The sequence below is a fragment of the Nocardia sp. NBC_01499 genome (assembly GCF_045040275.1).
GTDB lineage: Bacteria > Actinomycetota > Actinomycetes > Mycobacteriales > Mycobacteriaceae > Nocardia.
Genome location: NZ_CP109426.1, coordinates 9,370,947 through 9,386,592, shown reverse-complemented (window position 1 = coordinate 9,386,592; position 15,646 = coordinate 9,370,947). Strand labels below are relative to the sequence as shown.

The 15,646-nt window shown below is 67.1% G+C and carries 18 protein-coding genes; 11 read left to right on the top strand and 7 right to left on the bottom strand.

Features of this window, described 5'->3' with window-relative positions:
• Positions 1–16 precede the first annotated feature (16 nt).
• Positions 17–1,402 (bottom strand): amidase, encoded by a 1,386-nt coding sequence (locus OG203_RS42645; protein WP_405162874.1) that lies wholly within the window; start codon positions 1,400–1,402, stop codon positions 17–19.
• The gene (locus OG203_RS42640) at positions 1,389–1,592 is read right to left on the bottom strand and encodes a hypothetical protein (RefSeq protein ID WP_405162873.1); all 204 of its coding nucleotides are present in this window, start codon (positions 1,590–1,592) and stop codon (positions 1,389–1,391) included. Before OG203_RS42640 ends, OG203_RS42645 begins: the two co-directional genes overlap by 14 nt.
• 123 nt (positions 1,593–1,715) lie before the next feature.
• Here OG203_RS42640 and OG203_RS42635 point away from each other — a divergent pair, with 123 nt between their 5' ends.
• The 6 genes from OG203_RS42635 (at position 1,716) to OG203_RS42610 (ending at position 6,454) form a co-directional block, all read left to right on the top strand.
• On the top strand, positions 1,716–2,609 hold the full coding sequence (locus tag OG203_RS42635; protein WP_405162872.1) for an MBL fold metallo-hydrolase: 894 nt from the start codon (positions 1,716–1,718) through the stop codon (positions 2,607–2,609).
• 135 nt (positions 2,610–2,744) lie between these two features.
• The gene (locus tag OG203_RS42630) at positions 2,745–3,305 is read left to right on the top strand and encodes a GNAT family N-acetyltransferase (RefSeq protein ID WP_405162871.1); all 561 of its coding nucleotides are present in this window, start codon (positions 2,745–2,747) and stop codon (positions 3,303–3,305) included.
• A gap of 372 nt (positions 3,306–3,677) precedes the next feature.
• Positions 3,678–4,331, top strand: a complete 654-nt coding sequence (locus OG203_RS42625) for a TetR/AcrR family transcriptional regulator (protein ID WP_405162870.1) — start codon at positions 3,678–3,680, stop codon at positions 4,329–4,331.
• The gene (locus OG203_RS42620) at positions 4,328–5,749 is read left to right on the top strand and encodes a CoA transferase (RefSeq protein ID WP_405162869.1); all 1,422 of its coding nucleotides are present in this window, start codon (positions 4,328–4,330) and stop codon (positions 5,747–5,749) included. The genes OG203_RS42625 and OG203_RS42620 overlap by 4 nt, the downstream gene beginning before the upstream one ends.
• A gap of 100 nt (positions 5,750–5,849) precedes the next feature.
• Positions 5,850–6,077: a hypothetical protein gene (locus tag OG203_RS42615; protein WP_405162868.1), complete on the top strand. Its 228-nt coding sequence runs from the start codon at positions 5,850–5,852 to the stop codon at positions 6,075–6,077.
• Positions 6,078–6,154: 77 nt separating this feature from the next.
• Complete coding sequence (locus tag OG203_RS42610; protein WP_405162867.1) at positions 6,155–6,454, top strand: hypothetical protein; 300 nt, start codon at positions 6,155–6,157, stop codon at positions 6,452–6,454.
• Between the two features lie 381 nt (positions 6,455–6,835).
• Here OG203_RS42610 and OG203_RS42605 read toward each other — a convergent pair whose 3' ends face one another.
• Together OG203_RS42605 and OG203_RS42600 are read right to left on the bottom strand one after the other, a co-directional pair.
• Positions 6,836–7,381, bottom strand: a complete 546-nt coding sequence (locus tag OG203_RS42605) for a hypothetical protein (RefSeq protein ID WP_405162866.1) — start codon at positions 7,379–7,381, stop codon at positions 6,836–6,838.
• Positions 7,382–7,764: 383 nt separating this feature from the next.
• A complete protein-coding gene (locus OG203_RS42600; protein ID WP_405162865.1) occupies positions 7,765–8,736 on the bottom strand; it encodes a zinc-binding dehydrogenase in 972 nt (323 codons plus the stop codon).
• An 81-nt stretch (positions 8,737–8,817) separates the two neighbouring features.
• Here OG203_RS42600 and OG203_RS42595 point away from each other — a divergent pair, with 81 nt between their 5' ends.
• The gene (locus tag OG203_RS42595; protein WP_405162864.1) at positions 8,818–9,444 is read left to right on the top strand and encodes a TetR/AcrR family transcriptional regulator; all 627 of its coding nucleotides are present in this window, start codon (positions 8,818–8,820) and stop codon (positions 9,442–9,444) included.
• On the opposite strand, the gene OG203_RS42590 is transcribed toward OG203_RS42595, so the two are convergent.
• Entirely contained in the window at positions 9,430–10,698 is a 1,269-nt protein-coding gene (locus OG203_RS42590; RefSeq protein ID WP_405162863.1) for an FAD-dependent oxidoreductase, read from the bottom strand. The genes OG203_RS42595 and OG203_RS42590 overlap by 15 nt on opposite strands.
• A 69-nt stretch (positions 10,699–10,767) precedes the next feature.
• Between OG203_RS42590 and OG203_RS42585 the strand changes: the two genes are divergently transcribed.
• Positions 10,768–11,337, top strand: a complete 570-nt coding sequence (locus tag OG203_RS42585) for a TetR/AcrR family transcriptional regulator C-terminal domain-containing protein (RefSeq protein ID WP_405162862.1) — start codon at positions 10,768–10,770, stop codon at positions 11,335–11,337.
• A 72-nt stretch (positions 11,338–11,409) separates the two neighbouring features.
• Here OG203_RS42585 and OG203_RS42580 read toward each other — a convergent pair whose 3' ends face one another.
• Together OG203_RS42580 and OG203_RS42575 are read right to left on the bottom strand one after the other, a co-directional pair.
• Complete coding sequence (locus OG203_RS42580) at positions 11,410–12,165, bottom strand: SDR family NAD(P)-dependent oxidoreductase (RefSeq protein WP_405162861.1); 756 nt, start codon at positions 12,163–12,165, stop codon at positions 11,410–11,412.
• Positions 12,162–12,926: an SDR family NAD(P)-dependent oxidoreductase gene (locus tag OG203_RS42575; protein ID WP_405162860.1), complete on the bottom strand. Its 765-nt coding sequence runs from the start codon at positions 12,924–12,926 to the stop codon at positions 12,162–12,164. The genes OG203_RS42580 and OG203_RS42575 overlap by 4 nt, the downstream gene beginning before the upstream one ends.
• 159 nt (positions 12,927–13,085) lie before the next feature.
• On the opposite strand from OG203_RS42575, the gene OG203_RS42570 reads away from it, so the two are divergent.
• The 3 genes from OG203_RS42570 (at position 13,086) to OG203_RS42560 (ending at position 15,646) form a co-directional block, all read left to right on the top strand.
• Positions 13,086–13,916, top strand: a complete 831-nt coding sequence (locus OG203_RS42570) for a helix-turn-helix transcriptional regulator (RefSeq protein ID WP_405162859.1) — start codon at positions 13,086–13,088, stop codon at positions 13,914–13,916.
• A gap of 66 nt (positions 13,917–13,982) precedes the next feature.
• Entirely contained in the window at positions 13,983–14,858 is an 876-nt protein-coding gene (locus tag OG203_RS42565) for an LLM class F420-dependent oxidoreductase (RefSeq protein ID WP_405162858.1), read from the top strand.
• 149 nt (positions 14,859–15,007) lie between these two features.
• Entirely contained in the window at positions 15,008–15,646 is a 639-nt protein-coding gene (locus OG203_RS42560) for an O-methyltransferase (protein WP_405162857.1), read from the top strand.

Genomic DNA, 15,646 nt, shown 5'->3' with positions numbered 1-15,646 from the left:
GACTCATCTTCTCACCTTAAAGCAAATTACTTGCGTCAAGCAGGCGGTCCGGTGCGGTTTGTTCATAGGCGCGACCAACGCTCAGCAGGGTGGCTTCGCCGAAGGGGTGTCCGATCAGCTGCATGCCGATCGGCAGTCCCATTCGGTCATGGCCGACCGGCAGTGACAGCGCGGGGGTGCCGGTGATGTTGGCCGGCGCGGCGAGTCGAACGTAGGCGTCGGAGACCGCTTCGGCGGTGCCGTCGGGCCAGGTCACGGTTTCTTGGCCGACCGGGGCGGCGGTGAGCGGAACCGATGGCGCCGCGATCAGGTCGACCTCCGCCAGCATGTCGGTCCATGCGCGGCGCATCATCGTTCGGGCACGTTGGGCGCGTAGGTAATCCCCCGCGGACAGGAGTTCACCGGCTTCCAGTAGGACGCGGATATCGTCGCCGTACTGCTCGCCGGACGTGCGCAGGGTTTGTTCGTGGGCAGAGCTGGCCTCCGGAACCATCAGTCCCCACTGGGTGGCCTTGATGTAGCGGGTCATGGGGATCTCGACGTCGACGAGTTGGGCGCCGAGGTCGCGCAGGTGCTCAATGGCTCGCCAGACCGTGGCCGTTATCTCGGGGTCGACGTGGTCGAAGTAGTAGTTGTTCGGTATCCCGATCCGCAATCGGGTGAAGTCGGGCGGGGCGGTCTCGGCGGGCGTGTGGACCGACGCCGGATCGCGAGAGTCGTACCCGGACAACGCGTTCAGCACCAGGGCGGCGTCGGCGACGGTGCGGGTGATCGGGCCGACGTGGTCCAGCGACCAGGACAGCGGGACCACCCCGTGACGGGAAACCCGGCCGTAGGTCGGCTTGAGGCCGACGACGCCGTTGAGCGCCGCGGGCACCCGGATCGACCCGCCGGTGTCGGTGCCCACCGCGAAGGTCGCCGCGCCGGATGCGACGGCGACGGCTGATCCACCACTGGATCCACCCGCGACCCGGGTGGGATTGCGGGCGTTGCGCGTCTGCGGGGTGATCAGGCCGTAGGCGAATTCGTGGGTGTGCGTCTTGCCGAGCAGGACGGCTCCGGCAGCGTCCAGGTGTGCGGCGACGGCGCTGTCGGACTCGGCGCGATGGGTGGCCCGGACGCGCGAGCTGGCCGTGGTCGCGATACCGGCGACGTCGATCAGGTCCTTCAAGCCCATGGGTATTCCGTGCAGCGGACCGCGTGAACGTCCGGCGGCGATCTCGCGTTCGACCGCGCGCGCCGCGTCGCGGGCCCGATCGGCGGTCACCGTGACGTAGGCGCCCAACCGCGATTGCACCTGATTGATGCGGTCGAGCACGGAGTCGACCAATTCGACGGGCGAAAGCTCCTTCGCTCGGATCGCGGCGGCCGCCGCGGTTGCCGTCAGCTCATACGGTTTCATCGTGGTCCTTTGCCCGGTAGGTGGCCGCGGGTGCGATATCGGCGAAATCGAGCTCACGCAGGACCGCGACGACGGAGTGGATGTGCTCGGCGGTGACGGCCAGACCGGCATGACGCTCGGGCGACAACACCAGCCCCGCGCGGGCAGCCAAGCGCGCCGCTTCGGATGTGGTGAGTGACGGTGTGGACAAGAGACCTCCCAGCGGTCATGATCGACAAGCGATCTGCAAAAGCGAATGATTTGCCTTAGTGAGAGCGTAGGGGCTATCGTAGATTAACGCAAATCAATAGCTTTTACCCTTGGAGGACTTCCGATGCCCGCAACCTCAGCGACCGCCCCCTCCTGGACCGTCGGCGACCTCACCATCCATCGCATCGACGAGATCGCGCTGCCAGCACACACCGGCGCCTGGCTGCTCCCCGCCGCCACCCCCGAGCTGGTGACCGAACAACGTTGGCTGCACCCGGATTTCGCCGAAGCCGACGGCACGCTGAACCTGAACAGTCATACCTTCGCCGCGACGATCGATGGATTGCGCGTGCTCATCGACACCGGCATCGGCAACGGCAAAACGCGCGCGAACCCGGCCTGGAACAACCTCGACACCGACTACCTCCAGCGCCTCGTCGCGGCCGGATACCCACCGGAGTCCATCGATCTCGTTGTCCTCACCCACCTGCACACCGACCACGTCGGCTGGAACACCCACCAGCACAACGACACCTGGGTTCCGACCTTCCCCAACGCCCGTTACCTCACCTCGAGCACTGAATGGCAGTTCTGGGCCGACTACGACATGGACCAGCCACGCCGGCAGATGTTCGACGATTCCATCCACCCCATCAACGACGCCGGGCTACTCGACATCCTCGACGTCCCCGACTCGGGCCTCGACGTAGTCCCCGGACTCCGCCTACTCCCTACCCCCGGCCACACGCCCGGACACCTAGCCGTCCAACTCAGCAGCCGCGACCACACCGCACTGATCACCGGAGACTGCATCCACCACCCCGTCCAATTCGCCGACCCCACTATCGGCAGCTGCGTCGACATCGACCCCGGCCAAGCCGAAACCTCCCGCCGTGCCCTACTCCAATCTCTCACCGGCACAGACACTCTCATCCTCGGCACTCACTTCCCGCCACCCAGCACAGGTTTCGTCGTCAACAACGAAACCACCTACCGACTCATCCCCACATCGGACTGAAAGGTCACGTACCCGGCCCGCCCGTCGACTTGGCCAGCCAGGTGTCCAGGAAACATCTCATTCGACGGAGTTTCCTGTGCGCGTGTAGCGAAAACGGCGCGACGATCGCGGGCAAGCCGACCTAGGCTGCCGACCATGGTCGACCACGCGCCTGAGCTGATACGCACTGAGCGACTGACACTTCGGAAGGTCACATCCGATGACCTACCGGCGATGATGGATATCCACTGCGACCCGGCGGCCAACATATACCGGCCGGACAAACCGCGATCGGCGAACGAGTCTCGGGCGCTGCTCCAAGCCTGGTTACGTGACTGGGCCGAGCATGACATCGGCTACTGGGCGATCGAGGCGGTCACCACGGACGAGACCATCGGCTTCGGCGGACTACGACTAACCGCCCGCGACAGAGAAGAGGTGCTGAACCTTTACTACCGCTTCCGGCCGAGCTCCTGGGGTCAGGGCTACGCATCAGAGATGGCAACGGCGGCAATGTCCTTGGCAGAGCGGACACGGCCAGAACCCGTCGAGGTCATGACGACAACAGACAACACACCATCCCGGCGGGTGGCCGAAAAGCTGGGCTTCACGATCGTCCGCTCGGCGCAAGAAGACGGATTCACCAACATATACCTCCGCAGAGTCAGAAATACTCACTCCGACAACAGGATTCGCGAACTCGAATCTCCAAGCTGACCGATGCCCGCATCGCTCACCACCGCTTTTGCCGCCGCATCACACGTGTGTGGAACTCGCTACCCGCCACACCCAACAGCACTGCGCCGCAAGAGCACTGAGAGTTGCCGCGTTTGCGCCGAAGCCTCCTGGACGAATGATCACGGGGAACTGGCGGCGGTCGCTACTCGAACAATGCCGCCACCAGTTCCCCATGATCTTGATCGCCGTTCCCGCAACGCGACGCCAGCGGCCAGTCAGTGCGCGCCGCGGCGGCCAAGTCCGCTCAACCGACCCGGTCACGCGTACGCCCCCTTGCTCAACACTCCCACATCGGATACCGTTCAGTATCGGATACCAAACGGTATCCGTTGCCGACGTCGAGGAGGCGCAGTGCCGAAGTCGCCGACGAAGCGTCGCCCGTTAACGGTCGCGGCGTTGCTGGATGCCGCGCAGGAAGTGTTCGCCGAGCAGGGTTTCGGCGCGACTTCCGTCCCCGAGATCTGTGGACGCGCCGGGCTGACCAAAGGGGCGTTCTACTCGAACTTCCCCGATAAAGAGGCGCTGTTTCTCGCGTTGTTCGACCGGCACAACGAGGCGACGCTCGAGCGGGTGCGGCTGGTGTTGGCCGAGTCGGCGGGGCTGCTGGTCGGTTCCGATCCGCCGCGACTGCCTGGACCGCATGACGAGCAACGTCAGTGGTTCTTGATCTCGATGGAATTCACGTTGCACGCGATTCGGCATCCCGAGGTGGCTGCCGCGCTCGCCGAACACGAGGAACGTAGCCGTGCGGCACTCGCCGATCTGCTGGCCGACGCGTTGGCCGCGATCGACCGGGTCCCCACGATCGCGGTCGACGAGCTGGTGCGGTTGGTGGTGGCGGCTTGCGAGGGCGGCGACGCGCAAACGTTGACCGAAATCGCCGCGACCGGATCCGCACGAGAGAGCGTGCGTGCACGCCTGGTACCGCTGCTGCTGCGGGAATACACGCGGACCGCCGACGAATCAGATCCCAGTTTCCCTGGCACACAAGGAGAATCGACGTGACGTCGAGCAACGCGTTCGATCCGGTCGAGCATCTCGACCGACTCTTGGCCGACGTCGGCTTATCGCATGCCGCGGCCGGCGGCCGGGTGAGTTTCACGGGCAGCGATCCGATCGTCGCGTCCCGTCACCGGCTCGGTGCCTGCATCGGCATCCCGATCATGGCGGGCGCCGTCGGCGCGGCCGCGCTGTGGCGGCATCGCAGCGGGCAAGCCCAGGACCTGCACTTGGACCTGCGCCAAGCGGTGCACGGCATCACCCCGACCGCATTCTGGCACCCGGCCCTCGCCGGTGAGCGGGCACCCCACCCCCTGGTGCTCGACAATCCTTTCCTGCTCGGTTCCTACCGCACCCGCGACGGCCGAACGGTGATGGCATCGGGCGTCTATCCGCACTTGGCCGCCCACTGGTGCCGGTTCCTTGATGTGCCACCGGATCCCGACAAGGTCGCCGCGGCCATCGAGAAATGGAACGCCTTCGAACTCGAAGAGGCCGCGAACGCGGTCGGTCTGCCGTTCTGCGTGGCGCGCACCCCGCAGGAATGGCTCGCTCATCCGCAAGGTGCGTTGCTGGCCGGTCAGCCGGTGATCGGACTGGAACACGTCGGCGATGGGCCGCCGCGCGCATTCGACCCGTCGGATCGACCACTCGGTGGTGTGCGGGTGCTGTCGTTCACCCACGCGATCGCCGGTCCCGTCGTCGGCAGAACACTCGCCGAGCAGGGCGCGGATGTCCTGTGCGCGACCCGCCCCAACGACTACGAGCACGACTTCATCTACGACGAGGCCAACATCGGATCGCGCAGCGCGTACGTCGACATGAGCGACGAGCGCGGCAGGGCGCGTGCGGCGGAATTGCTCGCCGACGCCGACATCGTGGTCAACAATCATCGCGGCGGCAAACTCGACAAGCTCGGCCTCGACCCGCATCAACTCGCCGAAAAGTACCCGGGCGTGATCAGCGTGTCGGTGACTTGCTACGGATCCACCGGGCCCTGGGCCGACCGTGGCGGATTCGACATGAATGGTTCCGCCGCTTCGGGTTTGATGACCCTCGAGGGGACACCCGAGCAGCCAGCGTTGCCGCCCACCGGCCTGATCAACGACTTCATCACCGGCTATATGGGTGCGGCCGGTGCCACCGCGGCACTGTTGCGACGCGCCACCGAAGGCGGCAGCTGGCACGTCACGGTCAACCTCACCCGGACCGCGATGTGGTACCAGACACTGGGCCTCGTCGACCCCGCCGATGCCAATTCCGATGAGCAGCACCAACTTCGCGAACCCGTCGCCTACGACGCCGACACACCGCTCGGAGCGCTGCACACCCTGGCCCCGCCGGTCGCCTTCAGCCGAACACCGCCGCGCTGGAACGATCCGGCACTGGTCCCGCGCGGATCCAGCCAACCGCACTGGATCTGATGCGAGCCCCTAGCACTGTTGGCATGGCAAGTAGCGGCGTTTCATTTGCCGACCCGCTCGCTACCTTGACTGCACAAACCGTGACAGGAAGGGAATTGCCATGAAGCACTTTGGATTTCAAGCGATTGCGACCGGAGCGTTCGTATTCGCGGCAGTGGTGGCGGCCGCACCCGCGATGGCCGAATCCGGGATCGCCCTCGACCCCTCCCCCGCCCCGGTGGCGGCGGACTCGGTCGCATCGGGGTCGGACTCCGGGTCGGCGAGCGGCTCGGCGAAGCTGTTCTGCGGTATCGGGACTCCCGATCCGAAGCCTTGGTGCGGACACTAGTCGTGCTGCTCGGCAATCCACGGCCTCGGTGCTAGGACCTCTTGCCAGACTGGCGTTTCCCTAGTGACATGGTCGGCATGTTCACATACGTGGTGACGGCGGAGTTCGCGAACGACGACGTGCGGGAGGAGTACCTCGCCTGGATGCGGGGCGGGCACGTGGCGAAGGTGCTCGAGCTCGGCGCGGCAGTCTCGGGGCAGGTGGTGCTGCTCGAGGACGGGCGCGTCGAAGGACGGTACGTTTTCCCGGATCGGGACACCTTCAAGGCGTACGAGTCCGGCCCAGCCGTCACCCTGCGTGCGGATGGTGCGCGATTCACCGAGTCGGGCAAGGTTGTCTTCACCCGGTGCACCGGAGAGGTCCTCTTCGGTACCTGATCTAAATCCCTTGTCGGCGCAATAGATTCGGTGACGACCTCATCCTCGGCCACATACCGCGCGCCGCTCGCTCCGAACAGTCGGCTACCCGCGCGTCGTCGTAATCTCACCGACGCTCACTACCGACGACCGGGCAACCGTTGACACCCCCGCCCGGCCTGCCCGGTCCGCCCGGCCTGCCCGGTCCACCCGGTCTGCCTGGCCCGCCCGGCCCGCCTGGCCCGGTCTGCCTGGCCTGCCCGGTCTGCCCGGTTCCGCCTGGTCTACCCGGTTCCGCCTGGTCTACCCGGTCCGCCTGGCCCGCCCGGTCTACCTGGCCCGCCCGGTCTACCTGGCCTGCCCGGCCCGCCTGGTCTACCTGGCCCGCCTGGCCCGCCCGGTCTACCTGGCCTGCCTGGTCTGCCTGGTCCGCCTGGCCCGCCCGGCCCGGTCTGCCTGGCCCGCCCGGTCTACCTGGCCTGCCTGGTCCGCCTGGCCCGCCTGGCCCGCCCGGCCCGGTCTGCCTGGCCTGGCCCGGTCTACCTGGTCTGCCTGGTCCGCCTGGTCCGCCTGGTCCGCCTGGCCTGCCCGGTCTGCCTGGTCTGCCTGGCTTGCCTGGTCTGCCTGGTCTGCCTGGCCCGCCCGGTCTGCCTGGCCTGCCCGGTCCGCCTGGCCCGCCCGGTCCGCCTGGCCCGCCCGGTCTGCCTGGTCCGCCTGGCCCGCCCGGTCCGCCTGGCCTGCCTGGCCTGCCTGGCCTGCCTGGCCTGCCTGGCCTGCCTGGCCCGCCTGGCCCGCCTGGCCCGCCCGGTCCGCCTGGTCTACCCGGTCCGCCTGGCCCGCCCGGTCTGCCTGGCCCGCCCGGTCTGCCTGGCCCGCCCTGCCCGGTCCGCCTGGCCTGCCTGGCCCGGTCTGCCCGGTCTGCCCGGCCTGGACTCGTGGCGCTAACAAACCGACCGAAGTCCTTGCGCAACTTTTTCTTTGCCCGAAACGACGGCGACGCCCGACGCCCCTCGACCACGCATCTCGCCGCCGTCGACTCGGAATCCGCCTGCTGCCCCTGCGACACGAACGCTCGCACACCTACACGTGCGTTTGGCTCGCGACTCCGAGAGGCATTGTTGGACAAACGATCAGGGGGAACTGACGTAACTCACCTCTCGGCCGATGCCGCCACCAGTTCCCCATGATCATCCGACCAACAACAGTCTGCGCCGTGGGCGCGGCTGCCCGCACATCAGCGGGCGTGGATGTCCTGGGCCACAGCAGATCTCACCCACACCGCGCACCCAACAGCGTGTGGCCGTTGACATTCCAGCGAGACGCGGCGTCGGCTAACCCACCGATGGCACCAGCACGATTCTGCCGAACACCTCCCCCGCCTCCATCTTCTGATGTGCCAGAACGGCCTGTTCCAGGGAAAGTTCCTCGTGCACAACCGCTTCCAGCTCACCACGACTAGCGGCGGCGAACAGTTCCGCGGTCACAGCGCGTCGGTCGGGTACGGACACGGTGTCGGCGCTGAAAGTGGCGAACGACATCGACCGCTGGAAGCCAGAGATCATCGCCTTGCCGAAGTCCGCCGGCGGCATGCCCGCCATCGCGCCGACGACGACCATGCGACCGTTCGGCTCGAGCCTGTCGAAGAACGACGGCAGATCCGGACCGGCGACGATATCGATGATGACGTCGTACGCTGCGGGAGCATCGTCCGCACCCTGCCCGGCGCGGTCGAGCACGTGCGTCGCGCCGAGCTCGCGCAGGCGATCGCCACGCTCGGCCGACGAGGTCGTGACCGCCACCGCTCCGGCACCACCACGAGCCGCGAGCTGGACCGCCATCACACCGATACCACCGGCCGCGCCACGCACCAACACCGACTCGCCGCGAGCGAAATGGGCATGGCGCAAAGCAAAGTGGGCCACCATCGCGGAGCTGCCGAGTGTCACCGCGGCAATGGACGACAGGGTCGCCGGGACGGCGACGAGAGTCTCGGCGGCGACAAGAGCGTGCTCGGCGTAGCCGCCGTACACCCCGGTGAACCCCCACACGCGCTGACCGACCCATGCGGAGTCGACACCATCGCCGACTTCGGCCACGGTGCCAACGACCTCTTGGCCGGGGATCCGACCGGGCGTGGCTCCGAAGGCAGCCAGCGCGCCACTTCGGATCAGGGCGTCGACGCCGCCGACGCCGATCGCCTCGGTCGTGATCAGCACCTGTCCGGCGGCCGGTTTCGGGTCGGTGAGGTCGACGACCGCGAGGGTCTCTGGACCGCCGAACGCTTGAACCATCACTGCTTTCATGGTGTCTCCCTGTTCTTTTCGATCGGAACTGACCACCGGAACGTAACGGACGCCCCCGTCCGTTTAGCTAAAGTGAGAGCGGTGACCACGCATTTGACTCACACCATGCGCTCCGATGCCAGGGACAACCGCGAACGCATCCTCGACGCGGCCCGCACGGTGTTCGTCACCGACGGCCTCGACGTACCGATGCGAGAGATCGCCCGCCGCGCCGAGGTCGGGCCCGCCACCCTCTATCGCCATTTCCCGACCAAGGAACTGCTGGTCGCCGAGGCGTTCACCGACCAGATGCGCGCCTGCCGGGCCATCGTGGACGACGGGCTCGCCGACCCGGACCCCTGGCACGGCTTCTGCCGCACGATCGAGCAGCTCTGCGAGCTGCAAGCGCGCGATCATGGCTTCACCGCGGCCTTCATGTCCGCCTTCCCGCACGCGATAGACTTCGCCGCGATCCGCACATCCTCGCTGACCGGCGCCGCCGAACTGATCCGAAAGGCCAAGGGCACCGGCCGGCTGCGCCCCGAGATCGTCGTGGACGATCTCATCCTCATGATCATGGCCAACAACGGCATTCAGGCGAGGACACCGGCGGCGCGAGTCGCGGCCTCCCGACGCTTCGCCGCGCTCATGATCCAAGCGTTCCAAGTCTCGCCGGTGGCCGCGCCGCTGCCGCCGGTGCCACGATTGATGCCGTTATCGCCCAAGTGATCGCGTCGCGTCGGCGAGTTCCGGGTATTCCGGGAGCGCCCAAGCGCCGCCCCGGTCCTCTTTGGAGCGCCTCGCGACGAGCTCGGGGATGTGCAGCGAGCAGGCCAACGTCGTGAGGGCGTGGAAGGCGTCGATGCCGAGCTGGTGTGTCGGCATGCCGAGTCGCAGCAGACGTGGTTTCACCGTTGCCTGGATCTCGTCGACGAACGGCCGCAGCGTGGTGTCGTAGTTCGCCAGGGCTTTGGGCAGGTCATGGGGACGTCGGTTGATTTCACCCGCCAGGATGTAGGCGCCGACCAGAGCGCCGGAGACACCCATGCCGCTGTAGGGGGACGCGCAGTGCGCGGCATCGCCGACCAGGGCGACGCGGCCTTTGGACCAGGTGTCCGTGCGTACCTGCAGCACCTCCTGCGAGTAGAAACTCTCGGTTGTTTCCATGCCGTCGAGGAACCGCTCGGTCTGCCAGCCCGCGTCGCGGAACTTCTCGGTCCAGAACCGCTTCTGGCGTTCGACCGGCTCACGGTGGATGGCCGAGGCTTCCTCGGACGTTTCCCGCAGCACGAAATAGACCTGGGTCTCGGCCGGATTGTGGCTGCGGCGCATGATCATTCGGCCGCGGGGGGCGTGGTAGGTGTCGCGGATGTTGCCGTCGGTGGCGATGCGCGGAATGAACCAGTACGCCATGTGGATGCCCACCGGCCAGTACGGATCGGGCGAACCGTACGGCAGGATCGCTCGACGGATGCGTGAGCCCTGCCCGTCCGCGCCGACCAGCAGGTCGAATTCGCCGGAGGTGCCGTCGGAGAAGTGGGCGAGGACTCGATCCTCGTACTGCTGGAAGCGGTCGACGCTCGCGCCGAAGACGTAGTTCACCTCGTCGTTCGTCGCGTCGTGCAGGATGCGCACCAGGTCGCCGCGCATGATCTCGTACTCCGACGTCAGCGTCTGCCGACCTTGGCCGGAGGTGTTGGCCATGATCGTGCCGCGCGCCTTGCCGTGCGCGTCGACGAACGAGACGCCCGCTTCGTCCACGAGCTTGCTCCGGACGACCTCGAGCAGGTCCATGCGCTCGATGGCGTCGATGCCCTGGCCGCGAAGGTCGACCTGCGCGCCGGTGGCGCGTAGTGCGGGGAAGCGTTCGACGACGGTGACCTGATGACCGCCGCGGGCGAGCCAGAAGGCCAGCGCCTGCCCGGCGATTCCGCCGCCGCAAATGAGGATTCTCAGGGCGGGGGCTGTTGATTCGATTGCCATATCGTCCACCTTTTCTATCGGTGATAGGTTCACTTTTACATGGTTGCCTATCACTGATAGATTGTCAATGTGGCCAAGCTGAACCGTGAGAATGTCATCGCCGAGGCGCTCGATCTGCTGGACGAGGTCGGCCTGGACGCCGTCAGTACGCGGCAGCTGGCAAAGCGACTGAACGTCGAGCAGCCGTCGCTCTACTACCACTTCCGCAAGAAAGAGGACCTGCTCGACGCGATGGCCGAGGCCGCGATGGCCCCCCATGCGACCGAGCCGCTGCCGACCCCCGCCGACAACTGGCGTGACTGGTTCCTCGAGAACATGCGCAGCTTCCGGCGCACACTGCTGGTACACCGCGACGGAGCACGGCTGCACGCCGGAACCCGCCCCGGGTCAACGGATCTCGACCGGCTCGCGCACAAGATGGCGTTTCTGGTCGCGTCCGGTGTGCCGGAGCGGGACGCGCAGATGGCGATGTTGGCCGCGGGTCGCTACACGGTCGGCGCCGCGCTGGAAGAACAGGCGGACCACGGTCACAGCACCGACTCGATGGTCGATCTACCGCAGATTGATCCCGAGTCGGCGTTCGAGGCGGGGCTGGCGCTGATCGTGGACGGTCTGGCACATCGCGTCGAGCGCGCGTAGGCGCCTCGAATGTGCGGCACTGCCGTGACAACCAGGGCCAGCTAGGAGCGGCGGACCCGGAAAGTCACACCGTCAGTGCGCGGTGAGTCCGCCGTCGACGACGACTTCCGCGCCTGTGACATAAGAGGATTCGGCACTGGCGAGGAAGAGCATGGCGTACGCGATCTCGCTGGCGAGGCCGGCGCGGCGCATGGGTGTGCGGACGATGTCCGGTTGCCGGTCTCCCTGTTCGTCGAGGATGTCTTGAATCATGGGTGTGGCGATGACGCCCGGGTGCACGGAATTGACCCGCACGCCGCGGGTGGCGTATTCGACGGCCGCGGTCTTGGTCAGCAGCCGTACCGCTCCCTTGGACGCGTGGTAGGCGGCGGCCCCGCCACTGCCGACGATGCCGAGAACCGATGAGGTGTTGACGATCGAGCCGGCACCCGATGCGCGCAGCAGCGGCATGGCCGTTTTCATCCCGAGCCAGGTACCGGTCTGGTTGACCGCGATCACTCGATCCCATGCATGTTGCTCAGCGTCCTCGACCCCACTCCAGTCGACGACGCCCGCGATATTGATCAAGATATCGAGACCGCCGAACTGTCGGCGGGTCGACTCGATGACCCGCGCCCACTGCTCGGCCGAGGAAACGTCCAGCTGAGCGCCGAGGACCTCGGCGCCGTCGGCCCGTAGTCGCACCGCGAGCCGCTCGACAGCAACCTCATCGATGTCGGTGACGACCAGCCGCGCGTCCTCGCTGGCGAACAGTTCCGCGGTGGCGAGCCCGATGCCGCCGGTCGCGCCGGTGATCAGCGCGACCTTGCCGGTGAGTCGTCCGCTCACTGTGCGGTCCATCCGCCGTCGGCGGCCACCAGCGCGCCGGTGATGAAGCTCGCCGCATCGGAGCAGAGGAACGCGACGGTCTCGGCGATCTCCTCGGGCCGACCGATCCGGCCGATCGGGTGCGCGGACCCGAAGGAGGCGAGCATCTCGCGGCCGTTGTCGACCACGCCGTCCATGATGTCGGTGTCGACCACGCCGGGCAGCACCGCGTTCGAGCGAATTCCCTTGGGCCCGCCCTCGATCGCGAGCACGCGGGTGATCTGCGCGAGCGCGCCCTTCGAGGCGGCGTAGGCGGTCTGGGTCGCGAAGGCGACGAGCGAGGAGACCGACGCGATCGATACGATCGCACCGCCGCCGCCCGCCTCCATCACCCGGAACGCTTCGCGGGCCTGCACGAAGTTGCCGCGGGCGTTGATCCGCAGGATCGTGTCGAACTCCTCGACGCTGGTTTCGGTGATCGGCTTGTTCAGGGTGCGGCCCGCGTTGTTGACCAGGATGTCGAGCCGCCCGAACCGGTCGACGGCCAATCGCATTGTTGCGCTGGCCAATTCCTCATCGGAGACGTCGCCGACGAGTGCGGCCACATGGTCGGGATCGTGCAGGGCGAGTTGCTCGACGTCATCGAGGCGGTCGGTGACGATCAACTCGGCACCGCGCGCACGCAACAGGGTGGCGGTGGCGTGGCCGATGCCGCGGGCCGCGCCGGTGACGACGGCGACCCGGCCGGTGAGATCCCAGGAGGACGGGATGGTGGTGGTCATGGTTCCCTTCAATGCTGGTCAGCGCCGTCGAGCGTTCGCGTCGATGCGCTGGTCGATGTCAACCACGATGGCCGGATCGCGATCGCCATGGGAGGCCGCCGCTCTCGTGGGAGTAACGCACCCAGGATGTCGGCGCCTGACCCGACCTAGGATGCCGATATGGCACCTTCCGAGCTCGGCGACTACCTGCGCGCCCGCCGCGCACAGCTGCGGCCGGACGAGGTGAATCTGGCGACCTACGGTCCCCGCCGGGTTCCTGGCCTGCGGCGCGAAGAGGTCGCGCTGCTGGTAGGTCTCAGCGTCGACTACTACGTGCGACTCGAGCAGGGACGTGAACGCGGACCGTCGGCCCAGGTGGTCGACGCGCTGGCCAACGCGCTGCGCCTGGACGACGACGGTCGAGGGCACCTGTTCCGGCTGGCCGGGCTGAGTCCCCGGGCCCGCGCGGCCGCCGTTCCGGACCGCGTCGACCCGAGCTTGCTCCAGCTCATGGACGCCTGGCCGGACAACCCGGCCATCGTCTTCAACCGCGCCTACGACGTGCTCGCCGGCAACGCGATCGCCGACGCGCTGTTTCTCGACTGGACGCACTCGCGCAACCTGATGCATGTCGTATTCACCGACCCCGCCGCGCGCACCTTCTACGTGGACTGGCATGACGTGGCCCGCAATTCGGTAGCCGGTTTCCGGCTCGGCTACGGCGAAGCACCGGACGATCCGCGAATCCAGCAGGTCTGCGCCGAATTGCTCGACCGTAGTCCGGAATTCGCGCAGCTGTGGACCACGCACGACGCGCGCGGAAAAGCCTTGGAGAGCAAGCGCTTCGACCACCCCGCCGTCGGCCCGCTGACCCTGACGATGCAAACCTTCGACGTCCGTTCCAGCCTCGGACAATCACTCGTCGTCTACCACGCCGAACCCGGCTCCCCCAGCCGCGAAGCCCTCACCCTGCTCGGCACACTGGCCGCGACGGCCCGCGAAGGTTCCTGACCGCGAGCCATGGCCGATTCCGCCCTCAGGATCTACCGTGGTGATACGGATCACTAGGGGGATTTCATGGATCTCGGTTTTCATATCGCCGATTTCGAAATCGACGGTGGTACTGCCGCTTTCGCCGGTGAGCTGGCCAGGGTCGGTGTCGCGGCGGAGGCGTCGGGGGCCACGTGGTTGTCGTTCATGGACCACTACTTCCAGATCGAGCTGACGGGTCTTCCGGCGGAGTCGGCCATGCTGGAGGGGTACACCACGCTCGGTTATCTAGCGGCGCACACCTCGACGATCGATCTCGGCCTGCTCGTCACCGGTGTGTCCTATCGGCATCCCGGCCTGCTCGCCAAGATCGTGGCCACGCTCGATGTATTGTCCGGCGGGCGGGCGATATTCGGTATCGGGGCCGCCTGGTTCGAGCGCGAGCATCGCGCGCTCGGTGTGCCGTTCCCGCCGGTCGCGGAACGGTTCGAGCGGCTGGAAGAGACGTTGCGCATTTGTGCGCAGATGTGGGATCCACAGCGCGACGGGCCATTTCGAGGCAAGCATTATCAGCTGGCCGAGACGCTCTGCTCACCACCGCCGATCCACCGGCCCAAGGTGCTCATCGCCGGAGGCGGGGAACGTAAGACGCTGCGACTGCTCGCGCGGTACGGGGACGCCTGCAACCTCGTCGGTTCTTCGCCCGAGGATGTCAGGCACAAGCTCGACGTCCTGCGGCGGCATTGCGATGAGGTCGGCCGGGACTTCCGCGAGATCCGCACGACGATCGTCGCCGCCAATCCGCGGCCGACGCCGGACACGTGCGATGAATTCGTGCGCGGGATGGTCGATTACGCCGCACTCGGCGTGCACGAGGTGCTGGTCATCCCGATGGGTGGTGCACCGGCGGCGTGGATTGATGGCATGGCGCAAGCCGTGCCGCGGCTCGCCGAACTCGGGTGAGGCGATGTTGTGCCACCGCGCAGGGTTGGCCGTTTCGCGGTAATGGTTGGCCGCCCGCCGCCAATCTGCCATTTTAGGCTTAGCTCATGGCCGGGCCGTACGCGGAGGCCATCCGAATTATGTTGTGCTGCAATAGATTAGGAGACCAGATGATGATCGATGAGACGCACCGCCCGCTCCGCGACCCCGCGGTCAACGCCGTCATCGACAGACTCGCGGCGGCGCAACAGTATCCCCCCGACGACCCGCGGGCCCGTCTCGAGCGCGATCCGCACGACTACAGCGAGTACGGCTACTCGATCGCCCCGCAACAGGGTGACCTGATCTACCTGCTGTGCCGTGGCATTCGCGCCACCAGGGTCGTCGAGTTCGCGACCTCCGTCGGCATGTCGACGCTCTACTTCGCCGCCGCCGTGCGCGACAACGGCGGCGGCACGGTGATCGGATCCGAGATCGTGCCCGCCAAAGTCGCCACCGCCCGGCGCAACCTCGCCGAGGCCGGACTCGCCGACTATGCCGACATCCGCGAGGGTGACGCGCGCGCGACGCTGCGCGACCTCGGCGGTCCGGTCGACTTCGCACTGATCGACGGTTGGCTCGGCGTCGAACCGTCGCTCGCTCGCGAGGTCATCGAAATCATCGCCCCGCAGTTGCGCATCGGCGGCTATGTCATGAACGACAATGCCGAACCCGATTTCCTTGCCTACGTTCGTGATTCGGCCAACGGCTTCCTGTCGGTGACACTGCCGCTGCACGGCGGTACCGAACTCTGCGTCAAGGTGGCATAG